The organism is Pseudomonas sp. C2B4 (genome assembly GCF_013359695.1).
In the GTDB taxonomy this organism is placed as follows: domain Bacteria; phylum Pseudomonadota; class Gammaproteobacteria; order Pseudomonadales; family Pseudomonadaceae; genus Aquipseudomonas.
Window position 1 is genome coordinate 104,738 of the sequence record NZ_JABFMU010000011.1, and the last position, 22,727, is coordinate 127,464.

Genomic DNA, 22,727 nt, shown 5'->3' on the forward strand with positions numbered 1-22,727 from the left:
CAGTCAACGATCACGAAACAACAGCGCGCTCACCCCTAATTACCTTCCCATACCGTTCGCGGAATAAAAACGCCTCCGTCCAATAACAATCGGGCCGTTCTCAGCAGGCCGCAGCTCGTCAAGCGACCGTTTCCAAGACGCAACTCTACGGTGAACTCTCCCGTGGGGTGTTCAACCGAGAGTTGCCGGGTGTCACCCTCGACGACACTCGCCACGCCTGCTGCCACACTGCCCTCGATCAGGCAAGCCACCGCCACGCTGACCGCACCGAACACGCCGATGCTGGTGTGGCATCGATGCGGGATGAAGGTGCGAGTGCTTAATGCCCCTCCCCTTTGAGCCGGCGCGATCAGGCACATCTTGGGCACATTGCGCTGGCTCACGTCGCCCAGATTCATGCGCGGACCGGCCTGCAAGCGGATCGATTCAAGTCGGGCCTTCAACCGGATGTCGACGTCCAGTTGTTCAGGGTGCTCGTAGCCACTGAGCCCGAGGTCTTCGGCGCGGATGAGAATGACCGGCATGCCGTTGTCGACGCAGGTCACCTCTACCCCATCGAATTCATCGACCACGTTACCGGTGGGCAGCAATGCGCCGCAACTGGAGCCGGCGATGTCCTGGAACTCAACGATCAATGGCGAGCCGCAACCGGGCACTCCGTCAATCCTTGCCTGACCCGAATAGCTAACGGTGCCGTCCGGGGTCGGTACCTGAGCAATTGCGATCTGCCCGGTGTTTTCCATGAAAATGCGCACTGGGGTGACATCACCCGAGGCGGCCACGAGTCCGCGCTCAATCGCATAGGGCCCGACGCCGGCGAGAATGTTGCCGCAGTTCTGGCCGTAATCGACGCGCGGCTCATCCACCAGCACCTGGGCGAACAGGTAATCGACGTCGGCATTGGCGCGGGCACTGGGCTTGATGATCGCCACTTTGCTGGTCAGCGAGTCGCCGCCACCAAGACCATCGATTTGCCGTGCATCCGGCGATCCCATGACCGCCAGCAGTACGCGGTCTCGAAGCCCCGTGTCGGCGGGCAAGTCGCGGGCCAGGAAGTACGCGCCTTTCGACGTTCCGCCACGCATCAACAGGCATGGAATACGTGTCTGGCCCATGCTCAGTCTCCGAGTTCGTCCAGGCTGTCGACATAGCGCAGACCCTTTTCCGCGAGCCGCTGGCGCATGTTGTAAATGTCCAGGCCCAGCTCGCCCTTGGCCAGGCGTAACGCCTTCTGCTCTTCCAGATCGGCGCGTGCGCGACTGGCCTCGACAACCTGCGGCACCTCGCCCCGACGCACGATGACCACGCCGTCGTCGTCGGCGACCACCACATCGCCCGGGTTGACCAATTGACCGCCGCACACCAACGGCAGGTTCACCGAACCCAGGGTCTCCTTGATGGTGCCTTGCGCGCTGATGGCGCGGGACCAGACCGGGAAGCCCATCTCCCTAAGCGTGTGGGTGTCACGCACGCCGGCATCGATCACCAATGCCCGCACACCATGGGCCTTGAGCGAAGTCGCGAGCAGGTCGCCGAAGTAACCGTCGGTGCAAGGTGAGCTGGGCGCGACCACCAGGATATCGCCGGGGCGGCACTGCTCCACCGCCACATGGAACATCCAGTTATCGCCAGGAGAAACCAGCACCGTGACCGCCGAACCGCTGATAGCGGTGCCCCGCTGAATCGGTGTGATCGACGATGACAGCAGGCCCTTGCGCCCCTGCGCTTCATGAATTGTGGCGACACCGAAGCTGCGCAGCTCATCGACCAATGCCTGTTCGGCGCGGTCGATGTTGCGCACGACGATGCCGACTTTTCCGATCAACACGCTCATGCCAGGTTCTCCGTGACGCGCGGGAAGATGCTCTGGTAACCCTCGCCGTAAACGATGTCGCGGCTGGAGGTGATGCCGACGTTGCGCTTGGCCTGCACGCCGCGCTGCAAGGCGACGCGGGTGTAGTACTCCCATAGGTGTTCCTGGCCGGCCATGCACTGGATGGCGGCGTACTTCTTGTCCCAGACCTGGGTGATGTCCAGCAGCACGTCCGGACGCCATTCGCATTGCTCGGGCTGATGCGGTTCGAAGCTGTACACCGGTGGCGCGCCGACGATTTTCTCGCCCGGTTTGTAGCCTTCGGCCTGGGCGATGATGCGCGCCTCTTGCGCCAGGTTCATGGCCAGCGGGTGATCGTAGTTGTAGGGGTCTTTCAGCGAATGGCTGAGGACGAATTCCGGCTGGACCCGGCGAAACACATCGGCGAGGCGAAACAGGGTGTCCTTGTCGGCGCGCATCGGGTAGTCGCCGATGTCGAAGAACTCGACGCTCGCGCCCAGGATATCGGCAGCGGCCTGGGCCTCTTCACGGCGGGCGGATTTGACTTTCTCTTCGCTCATCTCGCCCTTGCGCCACAGCTTGGCCGACTCGCCGCGCTCGCCGAAGGACAGGCAGACGATGTGCACGTTGTAGCCCTGTTGCGCATGCAGTGCGATGGCACCGCCGGCGCGCCAGACGAAATCGGCAGAGTGGGCGCTGACGACCAGCGCGTTTTTCGGTGACTCGATCATTGCGGATACTCCTCCTGCGGTTGCAAAGAGCATCGCACCGCGACCCGCCGGCGGAGTAATGCGTTGCAGTGTTGGAGGTATGCGTTTTTTTTATTGCTACCCGATGCAGGGGGATGCATAGTCCGGCGCAGACACCGATTCGCAGAGCCCGCCCCCATGGAATCCACTGAACTGTTCAACCTGATGAACGTGCGCGCCTTCGTCCGGGTGGCCGATCACGGCAGCGTATCCAAAGCCTCTGTGGCCTTGTTCCGGGCGCAGTCAGTGGTCACCCGGTCGATTGGCGAACTGGAAGCCCGACTCGATGTGCCGTTGTTCGAACGCCACGCCAACGGTATGCGCCTGACCGATTACGGTGAGCGTTTGCTGCCGCGGGCGCGACGGGTGCTGGCGGAGCTGGAAAGCGTGCCCCGACTGCTCGGCGGCGGGGACAAACGCGCGGTCGAACCGCTTTACCTGTTCCAGGCCAGACGCCTGCAAGTGTTCGTCAAACTCTGTGAAACCCAGCACATGCAGACCGTCGCCAGCCTGCTCGGCCTGAGCCAGCCGGCGATCAGTTCGACCATCAAGGTCATGGAAAACGGCTGCGGCCAGACACTCTTCGAGCGCACGCCTCGCGGTTTGCAGCCGACTCGCGCCAGCCAGGACATCCTGTTCCCGATTCGCCGGGCGCTGAATGAATTGCGCCACATCGAAACGGACATCACCGCCATCCGCGGCACCCTGCAAGGCGTGGTGCATATCGGCGCCCTGCCCCTGGGACGCACTCGCATATTGCCCGAAGCCATCGTGCGCCTGATGGCCGAGCACCCTGCTATCCAGGTGATCACCAACGAAAGCCCGTTCGATCTGCTGGCGAGCGAATTGCGCGCCGGCGATGTCGACTTCATTTTCGGTGCCCTGCGCTCGGACACCTACGCCAGCGACCTGACCGGCGAGGCGTTGCTCACGGAAGAAATGCTGGTGTTGGCGCGGCGCGATCATCCGCTCTCTTCAAAAAAGGTCCTGCCCGATGAACTCGGCGCCGCCCGATGGGTGCTGCCCCGCGCCGGCTCGCCAGCCCGCAGGATGCTCGATGAGTGCTTCACCCGGTTCGGCATTGCGCCGCCCCGGCCGGTGGTGGAAAGCGGCGACATGGCAATCATTCGGGGGCTGTTGCTGCGCTCGGACATGCTCGCGGCCGTCTCCGCCCACCAACTGGAACCGGAGATTGCCTCGGGCGAGCTGTGCATCCTGCCGCTGGAACTGAAACAGACCACCCGGGCCATCGGCCTGACTTATCGCAACGGCTGCCTGCACTCGCCGGTGGCGCAGGCCCTGATGGATGTGATTCGCCAGGTGATCCGCGAGCAATAGAATCAGGTACGACGCCGACCCCCTGTAGGAGCGAGCCTGCTCGCGATAAACGTCTGGGCAACGCGTTCATTCAGACAGCACGCGTTATCGTTGACGTCCATCGCGAGCAGGCTCGCTCCTACAATGGGTCTTCGATGAATACAAAAAATGTAGCCAACCACGATCCCTGTGGGAGCGGGCTTGCCCGCGAAGGCGGTGTGTCAGTCACCATCGATACTGGATGTGCCGGCCTCTTCGCGGGCAAGTCCGCTCCCACAGTTGATTGAGGTTGTATACAAATCCTGTGTGCGACAGAGCCCCCTGTAAGAGCCAGGCCTTAAAGCAAGCCGAAGGGGTAGCTGACGATCAGGCGGTTTTCATCAAACTCGTTGCTGCTGTAGTCGCGACGAATGCTGGAATTGCGCAGACGCATATTCAGGTTCTTGAAGGTGCCGCTCTGCACCGTGTAGCCCAGTTCGGTCTCACGACCCCACTCCTTGCCATCGGTGACGCCGCCGGTATGGACGTTATCGCCGCTGATGTAGCGGTTCATCAGGGTTAGCCCCGGAATGCCCAGGGCGACGAAGTTGTAGTCGTGGCGCACCTGCCAGGATTTTTCCCGGGCGTTGTCATAGCTGCTGTTGTAGCTGTCGTTGGCCAGGGTGCCGCCGCTGGTGCCGTTGACCCGCATCCACGCATCATCGCCGGTGAGTTTTTGCAGGCCGACATAGAAGGTGTTGCCGCCGTATTTGGCCGAGAACAGGCCGTACATCGTCTTGTTGTCCAGATCGCCGGCACGGGCGCTGCCCTCCTCACTGCCCCAGAAATAGCCCAGGTTGGCGCCCAGGGTCCAGGCACCCAGCGGTTGGCTGTGAACCAGTTGCAGGTACTGCTGCTGGTAGATGTCCTTGAGCTCGGCATTCCACAGGCCGATCATCGTGCGTTTCGCGTTGAAGCTGTATTCGCCACCGACGAAGTTGAAGCGATCGGACGTGAACGCGGTTTTGCCCTGCATGAACATATCTTCCATGCTCGAGTCGTTGCGCGGGCTGTTCTGCCGGAACTGGCCACCGTAGAGGGTCAGGCCATCGATATCCTGCGAAGTGACCTGGCCGCCACGAAAGGTTTGCGGCAGCGAGCGGCCGTCGTCGGAACGCAGGATCGGCAACACCGGCATCCACTCGCCGACCTTCAGTTCGGTTTTCCCCACTTTCATTTTCCCGGCGACGGCCAGGCGGCCGAAATCATCGGCTGGACGACCCTCGCTATCCACCGGCAGCAGTTGCGTACCGCCGGTGCCCTTGCCACCGTCCAGCTTGACCGAGTAAAGCCCCAACACATCAACGCCAAACCCCACAATGCCTTGGGTAAAACCGGAACGAGCATCGAGGATAAAGTTCTGCGTCCACTCCTCGGCCTTGCCTTGCGGGTAAGCCGGGTTGGTGAAGTTGCGATTGATGTAGAAGTTGCGCAGGTTCAGGTTGGCGCTGGCGTCCTCGACAAACCCTTCGGCCTGAACGTCCAGGGGTGCCACGCAAATAACGGCCAGCGAGCAAGCGATTCGAGGATTGACGGTGATTTTCATTGTTATTGTTTTCCGGTTTTTGGGTAAGGGAATGCCCTGCGCCCTTGAATGCCGGGCACAGTGAGATCGAACAGAAAGGGTGAAGGCGACCCGGTCAGGGTCGCCGAGAACGGACGGAGCGGTCGCTCCCGAAGATCAGCGAGGGGCCTTGCCCGCCACCGAGTAGAGCACCTGCTGATTGCGGGTCTTCATGAACGATTCCAGGCTCTGCCCACGCATTGCCGCGTAGACCTGCAAGTTGGGAATCCCCAGTACCGCCGCGAGTTTTTCCAGCACGAAGAAGATCGCCCCGTACTGGATCAACCCGCGCCAGTCACGGCGTCGCAGCAGTTCACGTTCCTCTTCGCTCAAGCTCCCCTCCTCGAACAGCGCCTCGGGCGCTTCGAGAAAACGTTGGCGCCATTGCGGCTCGATCATGCGATGCAGGAACTTGTTCAAGCGATAACCCTTGGCACTGCGCTCCAGGGTGAACGGATAGGTCCCTTCCAGTTTTTCGATACCGACCAACTGGTGCTGCATGTGCTGCAAATGCCGTGCGTTCACATCCGCCGGAACCGGCCGATCCTGGTTTTCCAGCAACAGCGTGGCGATGCCGGTCATGGACGGCAGGTAGTAGTCCTGATGCAGGTTTTTCACCGTGGCGGACAAGGCGCCACGCATGATCAGCCAGGTGATCACCTCCGAGCCTTCCATCCCGCCGAGGGTGGCGTACTCGGCGTGGGTCATTTCAGTCAGGCGCTGCGGGTCGTTGACCAGCAGATCGATGAACTGCTCATCCCACTGCGGATTGTTGAAACCGCAACGCTCGCCATGCACCTGATGGGACACGCCACCGGTGGCGACAATGGCCACCTTCAGGTCTTCGGGATAGCTTTCGATCGCCCGGCGCAGGGCCTGTCCCAACTTGTAGCAACGCAAGGCGCTGGGGATCGGGAACTGCAACACCCCAACCTGCAGCGGCACGATTTCCACCGGCCACTCAGGATCACACGGCAACAGTGCCGACATCGGCGAGAAGAAGCCGTGGTCCAGCGGCTTGTCGCGGAAGAAGCTCATGTCGAACTCATCGGCCATCAGGCTTTGGCCGATGTGTCGCGACAGTGCCGCATGCCCACCGACCGCCGGCAGCGAGCGCGGGTTGCCGCCCTCGTCCGCCACCTCGTAACGCTCATCGACCCCGAGGGAGAACGCGCCATAGTGGTCGAAGAAAAACGACGTCACGTGGTCGTTGAAGATGTAGAACAGCACATCCGGTCGCTGCTCCTTCAACCACACCTTGATCGGTTCGAAGCCTTCGAAAATCGGCGCCCAGGCCGCCTCGTTCTGTTTGTCGTGATCGACGGCAAAGCCGATGGTGGGTGTGTGGGAGACAGCGAGGCCACCGATGATGCGTGCCATGATGAGTTCCTGCTTCTAATAAAAAGAGTTCGATAAAAAGTGTTCGGAAAAGATTATTGCGTCACCAACGTCTGGCTGACCCGACGCCGGGCATGACCGTTGGCCAGGATGGCCAGGGCCGCGATGAAGGCCGGCACGCTCAACAGGGCGAACAGCAACGGCAGGCCCAAGCCGAGGCTGAGCACCGCGCCACCGATGAGGGAGCCAAAGATAGCCCCGAATCGACCGATACCCAGCATCCAGCTCACGCCCGTGGCACGGAAATCCGTCGGGTAGTAGCCGGGCGCAAACGCGTTGAGCCCGGTCTGTGCGCCGCTCATGCAGAAACCGGCGGCAATCACGCCCACCGCCAGCAGGCTCGACTCCAGGCTGAACGCCCCCAGCAGCAGAATGAAGACGCCGCCCAATGCATAGCTGGTGGCAATGACCCCGTTCGGGTTGCGCCGGTCCATGACCCAGCCGACCACGATAGCCCCGACCGTACCGCCGATCTGGAACAGGCCGGTAATGGTCGCCGCCCGCTCAATGGACAGGCCGCCTTCACGCAACAGGGTCGGCATCCAACCCATGGTCAGGTAGATCACCAGCAGGCCCATGAAGTAGGTCAGCCACAGCGCCAGCGTGCCGGTGCGATAGCGTTCGGTGAACAGCATGCGCACCGGCGCCTTGTGCTGGGCCTGGGGTTCGGCGAGGGTGAAATGTGTAGCCGCCGAGAAGCTGCCGCCAAGCTTGTTCAGCACGTTGGCGATCTGCGCGGCGGGTGCATTGCGCGCCGCCAGGAACCGTGCGGACTCTGGCAACAGCAACCAGAGAAAAGGCAACAACACCAGTGGCAGGATGCCGCCAACCAGCAACACCGATTGCCAGCCGTGCAAGGGAATCAACCAGGCCGCTAGCAAGCCGCCCAGCCCCGAGCCCATGTTGAAACCGGTGAACATAATGGTGATGAACAGCGAGCGATTGCGCTCTGGCAGGTATTCGGCCAGCAGTGTGGTGGTGTTCGGCATTGCGGCGCCCAGGGCCACGCCGGTCAACAGCCGCAAGGCGGCAAGCTCGTAGGGGTTACGGGCGAACGCACACGCCAGGCTGAGCACGCTGAATCCGGTCACCGCAAACAGCAGCACCTTCTTGCGTCCCAGGCGATCGGCGTAAGGGCCGGCCGTCAGCGCACCGATGGCGAGGCCGACCATGCCCGCGCTCATGACCGGGCCGAAGGCAGCCTTGGAGAGGCCCCACTCCTGAATCAGCGAAGGCGCGATAAAGCCCATTACCGCCACATCGAGGCCATCGAACAGCACAATGAAGAAGCACAGGCTCATGATGAGCCACTGATACCTGGCAACCGGGCGGTTATCGATCCACGCTTTGATGTCGACCGTTTCGTGACTCATGTTTTTCACCTTCTTATTTTTGTAGACATTCCGACAGGGTCCGCCGCGACATCGAGGCCAGCCCATCGTCGAACACTGGCCGTGACTCTAAAGCCGCGAGTGCCCGCCCCGCCTCTGGGAAATCCTTAAGCGGGTATCGGTTTTTCTTATCGGGTGAATGGAGACGCGTCTTTGCCCCTGGCGTTCAGATTCGCGGAATTGCCCATAAACAAAAGCGATACCTGCTTAACGACTTCACAGACGACGCGGTGCAGGCGCTGCTCTAAGGTCGACAACGAACACTTGTAGGAGCGAGCCTGCTCGCGATGGACGTGAACGAAAACGTGGGCTGTCTGGACCAACACGTTGTCTGGACGTTTTTCGCGAGCAGGCTCGCTCCTACAAGGGGATGAGTGCATCCGTGGCTCTCTGTAGCCGCACAGACTAATAAAAAAGGGGTTTCAAACATGGCCACGCCGCTCGATGACACCGGTTTTTCCCGTCGCTCACTGCTCAAGAAAAGCTCCGTTGTGCTGACCGCCAGCGCCGCGCTGGGCATGCCGATCCTGGGCCAGGCCGCCCCGGGCGATACTCGGCAGAGCACAGACAAAGCAGACTCCGATCAATCACCAGGTACGGCCATGGATCCCCAACTACTCAGCCTGTTGTCACAGCCCAAGATCGATTGCCACCATCATGTGATCGACCCTGCCCAATTCCCCTACCCCGCTGACTCCACCTACCAACCGGCAGGTCCCGAGGTCGGCCCTGCTGCGTATTACGAACGGGTCATGCAGGCCTTTGGCATTCGCCATTCAGTGATCGTGCAGCCGACCTCGGCTTATGGCTACGACAACAGCTGCCTGCTCGACACGCTGGCACGCAACAAGGGTCGCCATAAGGGTGTGGTTGTGGTGCCGAACGACGTCTCCAGCGAGACGCTCGCGCAATACAAGACGCAGGGCGTAATCGGTGTGGCGCTCAATGCCGCGTTGCTGGGGCCCGAGCGTTATCTGAAAATCGACAGCCTGATGGGACGCCTGGCCGAGCTGGACCTTTATGCCCAGATCCAGGTCAAGGACGATCAGTTGCTCGCACTGTTGCCCTTGATTGAACGCACCCGTCCCCGTGTATTGATCGACCACTCCGGTCGTCCCGATGTCAGCGCCGGCTTGCAACAGCCGGCGTTCCAGGCACTGCTGTCACTGGCCGGCAACGGGCGCACCTTCGTCAAACTCTCCGGGCTGTCGCAGTACTCCAGGCAAAATTACCCCTATGCCGATGCCAAGCCCTACCAGCTCGCGCTGCTGCAGGCGTTCACGGCCGACCACTGCATGTGGGGCACGGACTGGCCGTTTCTGCGCGCGCGGCAAAGCATGGAATTGGGCACCGTTCTGAGCAACTTCGGCGAAATGTTCCCGAATGCCGGTGACCGCCAGAAGATTCTATGGGACACCCCCAAACGCCTGTTTGGCTTTGCCGCTTGACCCGATGGCGTCACGCAGGTGAGGTGACGGCCTGGATCAATACTCGTGTTGAAGCTATACCGAAAGGGTTCAAGGTGGAGATGAAGCCCACGCTCGATTAGCGACTGAGGAGAACTTCGCGGTGTCGAATCAGCTGGTCATCCGCAACATGACCCGTCCCGAGCTGGACGAGCTCGTCGAGTGGGCTGCCCGTGAGGGTTGGAACCCCGGCCTTCACGATGCCGAGCTGTTTTGGGCTACGGACCCTGCCGCCTTCATCGCGGCATCCCGGGGCGGCGAATTGATCGGCGGCGGCGCCATCACCTCCTACCATGGCGACTTCGGTTTCATGGGGTTTTTCATCGTCCGGCCTGAATATCGCGGTCACGGTCTGGGCAATACCCTCTGGCACGCACGCCGCGAGCGACTCCTCGCCCGCCTCCACCCAGGCGCGAGCATCGGCATGGACGGCGTCTTCGCGATGCAGGACTACTACGCCAAGGGTGGTTTCGTCTTCTCCCATCGCAACATGCGTTTTCGCGCCGAGATCACCGAACGCCCGACGCCCTCGCCGGTAGACGACCAGGACATCGTCCCGTTGCACGACTTCCCGTTCGATCAGGTTGTCGATTACGACCGCACCTGCTTCCCCGCCGCGCGCGCAACCTTCCTGAGCGGGTGGATAACCCAGGGCGATGCACTCGCCGTGGGTTGTCGGCGCGAGGGCAGGCTAAGCGGCTACGGTGTAGTAAGGCGCTGCCGGGAAGGCTGCAAAATCGGCCCCTTGTTCGCCGATGACGCCCTGGCAGCCAATGCCCTCTACACGCGCCTGGCGGAATTTGCGGCGGGTGGCCCGTTGTTTCTCGATGCCCCGGAGAATAACCCCGCCGCGATGGCGCTCGTGCGCCAACAGGGCATGATCGAGGTTTTCGGCTGCGCACGCATGTACCTCGGTCCTCTCCCGGCGATCGCGCACGAATGCGTGTTCGGCGTCACGACCTTCGAGCTAGGCTGATGTCCGCTCGCGACCTTATCGGTTATGGCGGCTGCCCACCCCACCCGCGATGGCCCGGTGAGGCGCGTGTCGCGGTCCAGTTCGTACTCAACATCGAAGAGGGCGCGGAGTCTTGCATCCTCAATGGCGATGCACAGTCGGAGGCCTGGCTTCACGAGCTACCCGGCCGCCCGCCGCGTGTGGGGGAACCGGACTTGAGCGTCGAGGGCATGTACGAATACGGATCGCGCGCAGGTGTGTGGCGCATTCTGGAGCTGTTCAGCGCCCGAGGCCTGCCGCTGACCGCCTTCGCCGTCGGCCGGGCACTTGAACTCACCCCGGCGATTGGTCATGCGCTCTGCGCCGCCGGGCATGAGATTGCCGGGCATGGCTACCGTTGGCTGGACTATCGCGACATGCCTGAAGACCAGGAGCGGCACCATATCCGCCTCACCCTCGACGTGATCAAGCAGATCTGCGGTAAACGCCCCGTAGGCTGGTACACAGGCAGGGTCAGCCAGAACACCCGCCGCCTGTTGCGCGAGGAAGGTGGGTTTCTCTATAGCTCGGACGCCTACAACGATGACCTGCCCTATTGGCTCCCAGGCTCGCCCGCCCACCTGGTGATCCCTTACACACTAGTCAACAACGACGCCCGCTATCTGCTGCCGAACGGTTTCGCCTGCGGTGAAGACTTCTTCCGGCTGCTCAAGGATGCTTTCGACCTGCTGTGGCAGGAGGGCGCGCACCACCCGAAGATGATGAGCGTCGGCCTGCATGGGCGGATCAGTGGTCATCCCGGTCGTGCGATGGCGCTGGCGCGCTTTCTCGATTATGTACAAAGCCACGACGCGGTGTGGATCTGCCGGCGCGAAGAGATTGCCAGGCACTGGATAACCCAGTTCCCCGCTTGAGTGCCAAGTGGTTCGGAACGACCTGAGCCATGCTGGCGTATCAACACCACCCGTTCTGCATCAGGCACTCTGCTCCCCCTCGAATATCGCTGGACGTAAGTGGTGTACCGCGCCGCACGATGATGGTGAGATGAGGCAGGACAACCGCCGGCGGTGACAGGCAGCAATCGGCCAAAAGCGAACATAGACCTGCAGCCTGGTCTATGCCCGCAACGCTTATTTGACTAGTTCAAAATCCGGCAACTTGAAGGTCTTGTTGTTCATTGCTTCAGTCGGCCCATAGAACCGCATGGCCGGCAATGGGCGCTTGCCAGCGGTTGGAATCCAGTTCGACTCCAGCTCCGCGGGTGGTTTCGGCCCCACGTAGATCGAAACACCGCCATCGGCGTTCTTCTTCATCTTGTCCAGGTCATATGAAGACAACGTGGTTCGATGGGTATCGCTATAGATGAACGACATCGTGGCACGGTCATACACCGTCAATGCCCAAAACTGCTTGACCGGCATCTGTGGCGGAACATCCAGCTTGTAAAGCTTGCCCGCCTCCAAGAGTTTCCCTTCGTTGTCGGCCATGGCCATCATGTATTGCGTTGCCGGCGTGTCGCTCAAGGTCTTGGGCATGTAAGTACACCAGAAATATTCGGCGGCGCGATTGATCAGGTCGACGCGGTTGTCATCAACGAACGAGAACGTCTTCTTCGCATCGGTCATCAGCAACGATGCGTAGTGCCGATCCGGCCAATACAGCCTGTCTTTGGGAAAGTTGTCGAACCACTGTTGCAGGTAGTACCAGGCATCGATGGCGGCCTGTCGCATCGCTCGTTGGGTGGTCGCGTCAGGCGCAAAGGGTTTGCCCGGCTCAATGCCCAGCGATGACAGCATCCCCATCATCACCTTGTCCTGTGGCTTGACCGGCTCGACGCTGACGATGGCATGCAGGTCGTCGAAAAAACGCTCGTCATAGAGCGGCAGGGTCGGGTAACGCTGGTTGAGCGGGTCGGAAAACCGTTGCTTGGGCGGGTTCGCAGCCTCGGACAGGTAATACATGCGCAGCTTCTGGGCGTACTGATAGGCATCCGCCACGCTCTTGCCCGGGGCGGGAACAGAACGAAAGGCCAGGGCAATTCGATAGTTGGGCGAGGCGATATGAATGTAACCTTCAGGAATGTCCCCTTGATAACCCGGTGGCGTGAAGAGCAGCTTGCCACCCTTCCCCCTATCCACGCCTGAAGGGCCGACATCGGCAATGGTCAGCTGCCAGGCATCGACGACCTGCCCATAGACACTGCCCTCAGTCCCGGCCACCGGCACCTCCAATACCACCGGGCCTTTGCGCAAGTCGGTGAAGGCGGAGATGTACGGCGTTGTGCTGTTGGCGGTTATGGCCTCCAGCTTGGGTGTGGCCGTGGACGAATAGGCAATGATGTCATTGTCCTTGAGCCCAAGATCATCGACAGCGGCGCGCCGAAAGCTGTAGATCGCGCTGGCGGGAATCCCCCACAGCACCGCCTCGAAAGCTCGCTGGTATTTGATCTGATAGTCGAAGTCGGATATCGACGCCTTGGCGTCCGCCGGAGGTTGCCCACCCTGAGGCAATGTGTCGGCGATGGCACCCGCCATGACCGTCAGCAGGCTTGCTCCAACAACGAACGCTGCACACGTCTTCATTGTCCGTCCCCTGCCCTTCAATTGACCTTGTTCAGTTGCGGTAACTGCCACTTGCCCGACAGCACGTCCTCCGAAGGCTGGTACAGGCGCAACAACACGTAGAACCCGCCTTCAGGTGCCGGTAGCCAGTTAGCGGCATTCTCGCCCTGGGGTTTTCCATGAGAAATGGGAATGGTGATCGAACCGTCAGCGGCGACTTTCAAACTCGGCGTATCGGTGCCGACCTTGTAGCGACCGATCTCGTTGTCGACCAACATCTTGTCGCTGGCGTCGTACATGGTCAGGGACCAGAAGGCATTCACCGGAGGCGCTGAAGCCAGTTTGACCTCGTATTGATTGGCGCCTGTCAGCGATTGGTTTTTGCTGTCGGTGAAGCGGATCGGGTACATCGCCTCATGCTCACCCTGGCCGCCGAGATACGGCCCGGCCACCATGGCGCGCAACGGATAGTTGTAGCCGAAGCTGTCGAGGCCGGTGACCCAGTTCCAGCCGTTGCGAATCGACGATGTACTGGCCAGCGACGCAATCGCCACGTAAGGCGCAACTTTCAAACCTTCTTCCAGGCCCTTGCGTGTGGCTGGGTTCAGCTTGTCGGGAGAAAAGCCCTTGTCCGTCAGACCGATTCGGGCGAACTGTGCGAAGAGTGCTGCGTCAGCAGGTTTGACCGGATTGTCCTTGAGCGCCGCGGCCAGCTCCGTGAAGAAACCCAGCGGATCATCACCCGTTTGCGGCAACGCGGGCAACGACTGATCGGTATGCGCTTTGCCACTCAATGGCTCGACGCTGAACTGCTTTTGCAGTGCCAGGATCGGCGCGACATCTTCGCCTTGCTTGACGTGAATTCGCCCCCACAGCCAGATTTTTTGGGTCGAGACGTCAAGGCGCTTGGCGTCTTTGGGCAGTTCGCCCTTCCAGCCCGGCGGCACCAGCACAAACTTCCCGGCCTTGGTGCCGGTCGTGCGCCGCCCGACGTAGTGTTCAAGTTCCTGCCACATGTTGAATACATCGACCACGTAATAACGGTCGTGGGTATCGGGCACGGTCAACACATAGGGCTCGGTGAGATCCAGCACCGCACTCATGTAGTAAGTGTCATTGTTGGCGGTGGGCATGTCCTTGGCGGACGGTGATGCCAGCGAAGTCGCCCAGCCGATCCGGTTCAGCCCAGCGCGATAGCTGGTATCGGGCTTGGGCGACGGAACCTTGGTGTACTCACGCGCCACCCGTTCCATGCGAACCAATGGATAGCCCCAGTTGTAAGCCGAGATGGCGAGGCTGTAGCCATCGGCTTGCATACCCTTCTCAACCACATCGGGTGTTGCGGGTGTGGTCAGCAGTAAATCCGGCGTGCTGGCTTGCGCGTGCGTTGTACTACCGAGTGCGACGCATAGGGGCAGCACACACAACAACAGTTTGCGTGATGAAGTCATAACGAACGTCCTTTCAGGAAAGAGTGCGACGGACACAACCCATCAAAAACACCGGCCTTGTACAGAATGTCTGCAAGAACCCTAGGCACAGGGTTTGCCCCCGTCAAACGTCCCCGGACCAGTTGTCTTGTGCCCTGGCGGCAACAACCACGCCGCCAGCGCTGGCAACAGCAAGATCGCCCCGAACATGTTCACCAGGAACATGAACGCCAGCAGGATGCCCATGTCCGCCTGGAACTTCAGCGTCGAAAAGGCCCAGGTGGCCACCGACAAGGTCATGGTCACCGCCGTGAACACCGACGCCGTGCCGCGCTGTTTGAGTGCCTCGACGAAGGCATCCTCCAGGCTCAGGTTGCGCTCGTGCATCTCGTGCTTGATCCGCTCGAACAGGTAGATCCCGTAATCGACGCCCACGCCGACACCCAGCGCCACCACGGGCAAAGTATTCACCTTGAGGCCGATGCCCAGGGTCGCCATAAGCGCATTGCACAGCACGGTGACCAGCGCCAGCGGCAGGATGATGCACAGGGTCACGCGCCAGGATCGGAACATCCACAGGCACAACAACGCCACCGAGGCAAACAGCGCGCAGTTGACGACTTTGTCGGCCGCATGCACCACTTCGTTGGTCGCCGCCATCACCCCGACGTTGCCCGAAGCCAGTTCAAAGGTGATGTCGTCGCTGTCGTAGGCGGCCTTGAACGCCTTGATCCGGTTCATCAGCTCAGTAATGGTGCCGGCCTGGTGATCCTTGGTGTAAATGGATATCGGGATGGCGTTGCAGGCGCTGTTCATGTATTCGGTGCCGCTGCGGGTGGCAAAGCCGATGCCCTGGGCGATCTGCGGAACCCGCTCGGGAAGCACATGCCACTTCAGATCGGTTTCGGCATAGGCCTGGGTGATGTTATTGACGAACGCCGTCAGGCTGCGCACCGAAGCGACGCCATCGTCCTGGCGCAGGTAGAGTTCGAATTCTTCCAGCGGCGCCAGCACCTCGCGCTTCACGCAGGGGGTTTCATCACCCTTGGCGCTGGCGATGACCTGCAACAGATCGACGCCCGTGGCGAAGTGGCTGGTGATCATCGCCACGTCCTGGTTGTAGCGCGAGTTCTCGCGAAGCTCCGGCACGCCGGCACCGAGGTCGCCAACGTGCAGGTCCCTGGCCTGATACAAGCCGCCGGCGAGCAGCATCGCCGCGACTGCCAGCGCCGTCATGCTTCCGCGACGGGTCGCCAGCCGGCCCAGGCGCTCCCACAACCCGCTGCCCATGGTTTCCTTGCCACGCAATTTGTGAGCGTCCGCCGCTGACAGGCGCATGAAGGACAGCAGGATCGGCAACAGCATTTTGTTGGTGATGATCATCACCGAAACACCGAGCGTGGCCGTGATCGCCAGCTCGCGGACCATCTCGATGTCCACCAGCGCAATCACCATGAATCCCAGGGCGTTGGCCAACAGCGCCACTGCACCGGGGATGAACAGCTTCTGAAAGCAGTTGCGCGATGCAGTGACGCCGTCGGCCCCGGCGAGGGTTTCCAGTTTCCAGGCGTTGGTCATCTGCACGGCGTGGGACACACCGATGGAGAAAATCAGGAACGGCACCAGAATCGACATCGGGTCCAGACCCAGCCCGATCAGCGGCAAGATGCCCAGCAGCCACACCACCGGCACCACGGCACAAATCAGCGCCCAACCGGTCAGCATCAGCGAACCGCAGTACCAGAACAGCAGTGCGGCCGTAATCACAAACGCCACCACGAAAAACATCAGCACGCCCGAAGCGCCTTCAGCGATATCGCCAATGGATTTGGCAAAGCCGATGATGTGGATGCTGACGTCGCCGCTCTGGTTGTCCTGGCGGATTTTTTCCAGTTGCGCCGCGACGTTTTGCAGATCCAGCCGCTCCCCCGTGACGGGATCTTTTTCCTGCAACGTGGCGACGACCATGGCCGAGGACAGGTCATTGGAGACGATGCGCCCGATCCAGTCCGACTTGAGCGTACGCTCGCGCACCTGGGCCAACTGTTCGGGCCGCCCGGCGTAATCGGACGCCACCAGGTTGCCGCCGGTGAAGCCCTCCTCCACCACTTCGGTGTAGCGCACATTGGAGGTAAACAGCGATGTCACCGAACTGCGCTCCACACCATTGAGGAAGAACACCTCGTCCGACACCTTGCGCAGCACCGACATGGAAGCCGGCGAGAAGATTTCACCCTTGTTGTTTTTCACCGCGATCAGGATCTTGTTGGCCCCGCCAAAGTCTTTCTGATACTTGAGGAAGGTGCCCATGTATTCATGGTGCAGCGGGATCATTTTGAAGAATCCGGCCTCCACCTTGAGGTTGGAGGCGCTGTAACCCAGACCGAGGGTCAACAGAATGAACAGGGCCAGCAGCGGCTTGCGCTGGTGGAAAATCCAGTACGACACCTTGCCCACCAGGCCCCGGGAAAAGTCCTGGCGATTGAGCTGGTCGGCGTCGCGGATAAGTTCTTGCTGAGTCATGACTTCGCTCCCTTGGCGATGACGAGCCTGGCCAGTGACGTAACGCCACGATCGCCCACGGCCAGGGTCTGGCCATTGCTCAGTTGCACGCCTTGCGCGAGGTTGGCCTTGGTCGAACCGTTGATGGCCCGGAACGTTGCGCCATCGTCATCGCTGGCCAGCACGATCCCGCCATTGCCCAGGGCGAGAATGCGCCCGTTGTCTTGTTGCAGGCTGCCATTGATGGCCAGGGTGGTTGCCGTTTCGATCTTGTTCCAGCTCTGCCCCTGGTCCACCGAACGCCAGAGATTGCCGCGCATGCCATAGGCCAGCAGCGTGCCGTCACGGGTTTGCAAGGCACCGAAGAAACTGCCCTGGTAAGGACTTTCCATGGCTTCCCAGGTCTGCCCCTGATCCAGCGAACGAGCCAGGGTGCCGCTTTCTCCCACCAGCAGCCACTGCCCTTGCGCGTTGAGGATCTGGGCGATGTGCCGGTCGAAATCCTCACCCAATATCATCCGCCGCTGCCAGCTCGCGCCGCCATCGTCGGACTCCAGATACAACCCGAATGCCCCCCACGCCACCATCCGCTTGCCGCCCATGGCTGTCACACCCAGCAGCGACTCACCGCCGGTATCGGCCTCGACTGCCTGCCAGTGCAGCCCGCCATCGCCGGTGTGCAGCAGCGCACCGCCATGGCCCACTGCCGCGCCTTCCTGCCCAGTGGCAAACGCCACGGCCGTCAGGGTTCGCGTCACCGGGGTACGCAGGCTGTGCCAGCCCTGCCCCTGGTCATCGGAGTACAACACCACGCCACGCTCGCCGACAGCGACCAGGCGTTCCCCGGCCTTTTCCAGGTCGAGCAGCAGCACTTTGTCGGCAGCGATGGGGTAGTCGAGTGCCGGCGCCTGGACGAATGCCGCTGGCAAGGCAGCGAGCGCCCATAGCGCCAGGGCCAGTGAAGGCAGGCGATGAGAGAACATAAGGGGTATCCACCAAGAGAGAAATCAATTGCCCCCGCGCGCAACTCACGCCACGCGCGGGGTCCGGGACTCAGCGACCGAGTCGACGCAGGGCGTCGGCCTGGAAGTCGACGAAGCGACCTTTCGCACCGAACTTCCAGGGCGTTTTTTCCTGGTTGGACAAGCCGGCCATGTAGTAACTGCCATTGCTCAGGTCATGCCAGATGTTGGCCGCGTACCAAGGCACCTGGGCGTCGTAATACTGAATCAGCGGATGCACGCCGACACGCCACAGCGAACCACGGGTGTCGTAGGCATCCGTGGCCAATACCGACCAGGAGTCCTCGTCAAGATAGAAAGAGCGCTTGCCGTAGACGTGCTTGGCGTCAGGACGCAAGGTGGCCTCCACGACCCAGACGCGGTGCAGTTCATAGCGCATCAGGTCCGGATTGGGCGTGCCGGGCGTCAGGATGTCCTTGTACGGAATCTGTTTGTTGCCCAGCTAGTAGTCGTTGTAGGCAACGTACATTTCCTTCTTGCCCACCAGCTTCCAGTCAAAGCGATCCGGCGCACCGTTGAAGGCGTCGAAATCGTCGGTGACGCGCAGGCCTTCGGTACCATCGTTGACGTTGTCGTAGGCCAGGTCCGGGGCACGTCGCACACGGCGCTGGCCGACGTTGTAGATCCAGGCGGAACGCACTTCCGCGACCTGGTCGATGGGCTCCTGGACCAGTTGAATGGTGCCGGCCAGGGTGGCCGGCGACAGGAAGCGTGCGGTGTAGTTGAGCAACCGGTTGGGCGACTGCTTGTCCATGTTGGTGTCGAACACCCGGTTCTCAAGCACCTTCACATCGTAGAAGTCACCGCTGGGGCGAACCGGGAACGAGCTGTAGGTGCGTTCCAGTCCGCCGCCGAGGTAGCGCACAGTGTGGTTCCAGATCGCTTCGAGGCCGTTCTTCGGGATCGGGAACGGCGTGGTGGTGCCATTGAGGTTGGCCAGGCCGAAACCATTGAGCTCGGCATTGACCGCTTCCGCCTTGACCTTGGCCGCGATGCCGGCAGGCACGGTCGCGGTGCGATGGGTCGGGTACACCGGCATCTGGAAGTTCGGATACTTGGCAAACAACGCCTGCATGCCCGGGGTGACCTTGTCCTTGTATTGGGCAAGGTTCTGCGCGGTGATGGTGAACAGCGGTTTTTCCGCGGCGAAGGGGTCAGTGTAGCCCTTGTCCGCCGACCAACCGGCAGGCGGTTGTGCAAGGCCACCGGTATACGCCGGGATCGTACCCTCGGCATTGCCTTTCATTTCGCCACCCAGCGGCGTCAGGTCGGAACCCAGTTTCGCGGCTTCGTCGGCGGTGATTTTGGCGCTGGCCGGACCGCTGAGGCCGAACATCACTGCACTGGCAAGGGCGGTCAGGAGAACACCCCGGTTCGATATTTTCATCGTTGAGTACCTTTTATTCTTGTTAGAAGCTGTAGCTGTAACTGGCGGCGAAGAAATCGTGGTCACGCAGCGGGTCGTATTCGGCGCTGTTGTCGAACGTGACGTAGCTCAGGTCGACTTTGTGCTGCTTGTTGTAGTCGAAGCTCACGCCGACACTTTCGGTGAGGCGGCCTTCGTTGAACTGCCCGTCCATGGACACCCCTTCCACGTCCTGACCGAGGAACACGAACGGCGACGCGGTCACCGACGTGCCGAGGAAGTTGGAGTAGTCCAGTTGCCCACGCAGGCGATAGCCCCACGAGAAATCGGTGATGTAGCCATTGTTCTTCGCGCCATCGGGTTGGGTGTTGCCCAACGAACCCAGGGCACCGGTGCTCGGCGAAGCACCGAAGCCGAAGATGAAGGCGCGACCGTAACGTTCGTTGTCCTTGAAGTCGGGCACGTTGTTCCATTGGAAGCCCACTTCACCGACCACCGTCAGGTTCTCAGCGCCCAGCACGTTGGGGATCAGGTTCACGGCGTTGAACTGCAGCTGGGTTTTCTCGAAGCGGTTCCAGCCTTCCGTGAAGGCCACGCGCTGACCGACCACCGACTGTTGCAACTGCGCCAGCGGCCCCACGCCGCCCAGCGCACCGTTGAGCAGGTCGGCACCGTTGAGTTGCACGGGCTGGTTGGGCGAGTGGCTAAGCTCACCGGCCAGCGACCAGCCTTTGACCGTGGTGGTGAAACTGATGCCGTACAGGCGGATGTCTTCCGGGTATTCCCAGCTCGGACCTATACCGCGCAATGCGCCGCCGGCCGGAGCGTTGGGGAACTCATCAGGGACTTTTGGCGCGCTGTTGCGGATGGCCAGGTACGGCGTGCGCGAGTGATAGTTCATGTAGTAGATGCCCAACTCGCCATCCAGCGCATCCACCGGAATGCGGAAGGCCAGGCCCCATTGGCCGCTGTCCTTGGGGTCCTTGCCTTTGTTCAATGGCAAGTAGGCGCCGGCGTTGATCGCCTGGGCCGAGGTCAGCGTATTCGGGTTGCCGAGCGTGATGCCGACATCACAACTGCCACCATCACGGGCAATCGCGGTTTCAGTCACCGACCAGTAATGGCCGCACCCTTCCACCGCGGTGTTCTCGTACTTGAGCTGATAGAAACCTTCCATGGAAATGCCCGCCGGCAAGCCAAGGTTGAAGTAACCCATCCACAGTGGAATCAGCGCTTCCTTGAGTTCCGTGCCCGGGCGACGCAAGGCCGGGACATCGAGCGGGTTGATCTGCTTCAGGCCCTGGATATAGAGACTTTCACCCCAGTTCACCACCTGGCGACCCAGGCGCACCTGCAGCGGTGATTCATCGATGTAAAAGGTGTTGTAGACGTAGGCGTCGAGCAGGTAGACGCCCTTGTACTTTTGCAGGTCCTCATAACCGCGATCCGACAGCGGCGAGTCTTTCTTGTAACCGTTGGAGATGCTGCCCAGGTTGACGTCTTCGTCTTCCAGCGCTTCGTCATACCAACCCTTGACCCGCACCAGCCCACCCATGTCGCCGTTGCGCAACGACACATCGGTGACGAACTTGCCAATGCTGGAAAAACGGTCGCCCTTGTCGTAGTTCAGGTTGCCCGGATCGATACGCCCGGCAAGCCCGCCCTGCTTGCCGACCGAGCGCCCGTTGGCGCCGGAATACAACTTGTTGTCGGCGTCTTCGGCACGCCATTGCGAACCGACCGACAGCGTGGTGTTCCACTCCCCTTGCCATTCTTCACCGACGTCGAAGGTGACGGCGTGTGCACTGGCGGTGGCAGACACAGACACTGCAATCGCCAACGGTTTCAAACGAGACACAAGCTTATTGTTGTTATGCGGCATCGCTGACCTCTATGGGAATCGCCCTTTTGCCGGCGCGCGTGGAGGTGTCCACGGCACGTCGGCAGAGCTTTATTGTTGAGATGATTATGGGAAGTCAGAGAAGCCATTCTTGACATTTGACGACAGGAATTTGGCTTTACACGCGCGCGGCGAAAAAGACTGCCGAGTGGGCAATGGGAACGAAAAAGGCCCGCAGGCCAAAGGAAATGGACTGCGGGCCTGTACTGGATTGGATCAATCTGCAAACCCAGGTCGGCTGTCAGGCCGCCTCGCTCTGCTTTGGCTTTGGCTTTGGATTTTCTTGCCCCCCACGCCCTCAGCCTGTCCGTCAACCTGTGACTACCTCCATCGTCGGGATGCTGGTGCACGGTGTACATATCCATTGCTGCGGTAACGGCCACTAATGGTTCCGCTTTTACAGCGGGTTACTTGGAAAAGCGCCAAGTAACCAAGCGCTCTTGCCCCACCACTCGGTGCCTCGCTAGGCTCGGCATGCCCTCTCTCCGGCCAGCGTGGTTTAACGGGGCGCCCAGATCAAAAGCCAAGGCGAGGCGGCCTGACAGCCGACCTGATTTTTGAAGATGCCCGTGCCCCCCTGTGGGAGCGAGCCTGCTCGCGAAGGTCGTCAACGATAACGCGTGCTGCCTGGATAACCCCATTGTCTGGGCGTTTTTCGCGAGCAGGCTCGCTCCCACAATTGGATTGCGGACCGTCCGCAATCAGGCCGGCTTCAAGGCCGCCTCGCAGCGCTTTGGCTTTGGATTTTCTTGCCCCCTCGAGAGGCGAGCGCAGGTTCTCTGTAGGAGCGAGCCTGCTCGCGATGGACGTCAACGATAACGCGGGCTGTCTGGATACCCGCGTTGTCTGGACGTTTTTCGCGAGCAGGCTCGCTCCTACAGGGGAATGGGTCCATCCGGGAAGTCAGGTCGGCTGTCAGGCGCGCCTCGCGTTGCTTTTGATTTTCTTGCCCCCTCGTGAGGCGAGCACAAGTTCTCTGTAGGAGCGAGCCTGCTCGCGATGGACGTCAACGATAACGCGGGCTGTCTGGATACCCGCGTTGTCTGGACGTTTTTCGCGAGCAGGCTCGCTCCTACAGGGGAATGGGTCCATCCGGGAAGTCAGGTCGGCTGTCAGGCGCGCCTCGCGTTGCTTTTGATTTTCTTGCCCCCTCGTGAGGCGAGCGCAGGTTCTCTGTAGGAGCGAGCCTGAACTGGTCAAGTAATCTTGGACACCCGTCAAGGTTCACGCCGC

General features: G+C 61.1%; 15 protein-coding genes and 1 pseudogene. 4 read left to right on the forward strand and 12 right to left on the reverse strand.

The features are described from left to right. Positions 1-35: 35 nt before the first annotated feature. Genes HNQ83_RS10815 through galB form a run of 3 tightly spaced genes read right to left on the reverse strand, consistent with a single transcriptional unit; the run spans position 36 to position 2,565 of the window. On the reverse strand, positions 36-1,115 hold the full coding sequence (locus tag HNQ83_RS10815) for a 4-oxalomesaconate tautomerase (protein ID WP_175388940.1): 1,080 nt from the start codon (positions 1,113-1,115) through the stop codon (positions 36-38). Positions 1,116-1,117: 2 nt separating this feature from the next. Then, the gene (locus tag HNQ83_RS10820; RefSeq protein ID WP_175388941.1) at positions 1,118-1,834 is read right to left on the reverse strand and encodes a 4-carboxy-4-hydroxy-2-oxoadipate aldolase/oxaloacetate decarboxylase; all 717 of its coding nucleotides are present in this window, start codon (positions 1,832-1,834) and stop codon (positions 1,118-1,120) included. Continuing rightward, entirely contained in the window at positions 1,831-2,565 is a 735-nt protein-coding gene (galB, locus tag HNQ83_RS10825) for a 4-oxalmesaconate hydratase (protein WP_175388942.1), read from the reverse strand. The genes HNQ83_RS10820 and galB overlap by 4 nt, the downstream gene beginning before the upstream one ends. A 156-nt stretch (positions 2,566-2,721) precedes the next feature. Between galB and HNQ83_RS10830 the strand changes: the two genes are divergently transcribed. Next, positions 2,722-3,921, forward strand: coding sequence for a LysR family transcriptional regulator (locus HNQ83_RS10830; RefSeq protein WP_175388943.1), 1,200 nt, complete (start codon positions 2,722-2,724; stop codon positions 3,919-3,921). Between the two features lie 316 nt (positions 3,922-4,237). Here HNQ83_RS10830 and HNQ83_RS10835 read toward each other — a convergent pair whose 3' ends face one another. The 3 genes from HNQ83_RS10835 to HNQ83_RS10845 form a co-directional block, all read right to left on the reverse strand. After that, entirely contained in the window at positions 4,238-5,485 is a 1,248-nt protein-coding gene (locus HNQ83_RS10835) for an OprD family porin (RefSeq protein WP_175388944.1), read from the reverse strand. 135 nt (positions 5,486-5,620) lie between these two features. Next, complete coding sequence (locus tag HNQ83_RS10840) at positions 5,621-6,883, reverse strand: gallate dioxygenase (RefSeq protein WP_175388945.1); 1,263 nt, start codon at positions 6,881-6,883, stop codon at positions 5,621-5,623. Positions 6,884-6,936: 53 nt separating this feature from the next. Then, positions 6,937-8,274 carry an aromatic acid/H+ symport family MFS transporter gene (locus HNQ83_RS10845; RefSeq protein WP_175388946.1) on the reverse strand — a complete coding sequence of 446 codons (1,338 nt, stop codon included), beginning with the start codon at positions 8,272-8,274 and terminating at the stop codon, positions 6,937-6,939. A gap of 446 nt (positions 8,275-8,720) precedes the next feature. Between HNQ83_RS10845 and HNQ83_RS10850 the strand changes: the two genes are divergently transcribed. The 3 genes from HNQ83_RS10850 (at position 8,721) to puuE (ending at position 11,627) form a co-directional block, all read left to right on the forward strand. Then, positions 8,721-9,740: an amidohydrolase gene (locus HNQ83_RS10850; RefSeq protein ID WP_175388947.1), complete on the forward strand. Its 1,020-nt coding sequence runs from the start codon at positions 8,721-8,723 to the stop codon at positions 9,738-9,740. Positions 9,741-9,861: 121 nt separating this feature from the next. Continuing rightward, on the forward strand, positions 9,862-10,734 hold the full coding sequence (locus tag HNQ83_RS10855) for a GNAT family N-acetyltransferase (protein WP_175388948.1): 873 nt from the start codon (positions 9,862-9,864) through the stop codon (positions 10,732-10,734). Continuing rightward, positions 10,734-11,627, forward strand: coding sequence for an allantoinase PuuE (gene puuE / locus HNQ83_RS10860; RefSeq protein WP_175388949.1), 894 nt, complete (start codon positions 10,734-10,736; stop codon positions 11,625-11,627). Before HNQ83_RS10855 ends, puuE begins: the two co-directional genes overlap by 1 nt. Before the next feature lie 216 nt (positions 11,628-11,843). Here puuE and HNQ83_RS10865 read toward each other — a convergent pair whose 3' ends face one another. From HNQ83_RS10865 to HNQ83_RS10890, 6 genes and pseudogenes are all read right to left on the reverse strand, one after another. Continuing rightward, on the reverse strand, positions 11,844-13,295 hold the full coding sequence (locus tag HNQ83_RS10865; RefSeq protein ID WP_175388950.1) for a DUF1254 domain-containing protein: 1,452 nt from the start codon (positions 13,293-13,295) through the stop codon (positions 11,844-11,846). A 17-nt stretch (positions 13,296-13,312) separates the two neighbouring features. Continuing rightward, positions 13,313-14,725 carry a DUF1254 domain-containing protein gene (locus HNQ83_RS10870; protein ID WP_175388951.1) on the reverse strand — a complete coding sequence of 471 codons (1,413 nt, stop codon included), beginning with the start codon at positions 14,723-14,725 and terminating at the stop codon, positions 13,313-13,315. Positions 14,726-14,806: 81 nt separating this feature from the next. Further along, positions 14,807-17,227 carry an RND family transporter gene (locus tag HNQ83_RS10875; RefSeq protein WP_175388952.1) on the reverse strand — a complete coding sequence of 807 codons (2,421 nt, stop codon included), beginning with the start codon at positions 17,225-17,227 and terminating at the stop codon, positions 14,807-14,809. Continuing rightward, entirely contained in the window at positions 17,224-18,189 is a 966-nt protein-coding gene (locus HNQ83_RS10880) for a YCF48-related protein (protein ID WP_175388953.1), read from the reverse strand. Before HNQ83_RS10880 ends, HNQ83_RS10875 begins: the two co-directional genes overlap by 4 nt. A gap of 70 nt (positions 18,190-18,259) precedes the next feature. Then, a pseudogene (locus HNQ83_RS10885) lies at positions 18,260-19,615 on the reverse strand (DUF1329 domain-containing protein). 22 nt (positions 19,616-19,637) lie between these two features. Then, positions 19,638-21,422: a DUF1302 domain-containing protein gene (locus tag HNQ83_RS10890; RefSeq protein WP_372241892.1), complete on the reverse strand. Its 1,785-nt coding sequence runs from the start codon at positions 21,420-21,422 to the stop codon at positions 19,638-19,640. Positions 21,423-22,727: the final 1,305 nt, after the last annotated feature.

Coding starts and splice junctions, on each gene's coding strand:
- HNQ83_RS10815 (WP_175388940.1), bottom strand. CDS start 1,115: ATGGGCCAGACACGTATTCCATGCCTGTTGATGCGTGGCGGAACGTCG.
- HNQ83_RS10820 (WP_175388941.1), bottom strand. CDS start 1,834: ATGAGCGTGTTGATCGGAAAAGTCGGCATCGTCGTGCGCAACATCGAC.
- galB (WP_175388942.1), bottom strand. CDS start 2,565: ATGATCGAGTCACCGAAAAACGCGCTGGTCGTCAGCGCCCACTCTGCC.
- HNQ83_RS10830 (WP_175388943.1), top strand. CDS start 2,722: ATGGAATCCACTGAACTGTTCAACCTGATGAACGTGCGCGCCTTCGTC.
- HNQ83_RS10835 (WP_175388944.1), bottom strand. CDS start 5,485: ATGAAAATCACCGTCAATCCTCGAATCGCTTGCTCGCTGGCCGTTATT.
- HNQ83_RS10840 (WP_175388945.1), bottom strand. CDS start 6,883: ATGGCACGCATCATCGGTGGCCTCGCTGTCTCCCACACACCCACCATC.
- HNQ83_RS10845 (WP_175388946.1), bottom strand. CDS start 8,274: ATGAGTCACGAAACGGTCGACATCAAAGCGTGGATCGATAACCGCCCG.
- HNQ83_RS10850 (WP_175388947.1), top strand. CDS start 8,721: ATGGCCACGCCGCTCGATGACACCGGTTTTTCCCGTCGCTCACTGCTC.
- puuE (WP_175388949.1), top strand. CDS start 10,734: ATGTCCGCTCGCGACCTTATCGGTTATGGCGGCTGCCCACCCCACCCG.
- HNQ83_RS10865 (WP_175388950.1), bottom strand. CDS start 13,295: ATGAAGACGTGTGCAGCGTTCGTTGTTGGAGCAAGCCTGCTGACGGTC.
- HNQ83_RS10870 (WP_175388951.1), bottom strand. CDS start 14,725: ATGACTTCATCACGCAAACTGTTGTTGTGTGTGCTGCCCCTATGCGTC.
- HNQ83_RS10875 (WP_175388952.1), bottom strand. CDS start 17,227: ATGACTCAGCAAGAACTTATCCGCGACGCCGACCAGCTCAATCGCCAG.
- HNQ83_RS10880 (WP_175388953.1), bottom strand. CDS start 18,189: ATGTTCTCTCATCGCCTGCCTTCACTGGCCCTGGCGCTATGGGCGCTC.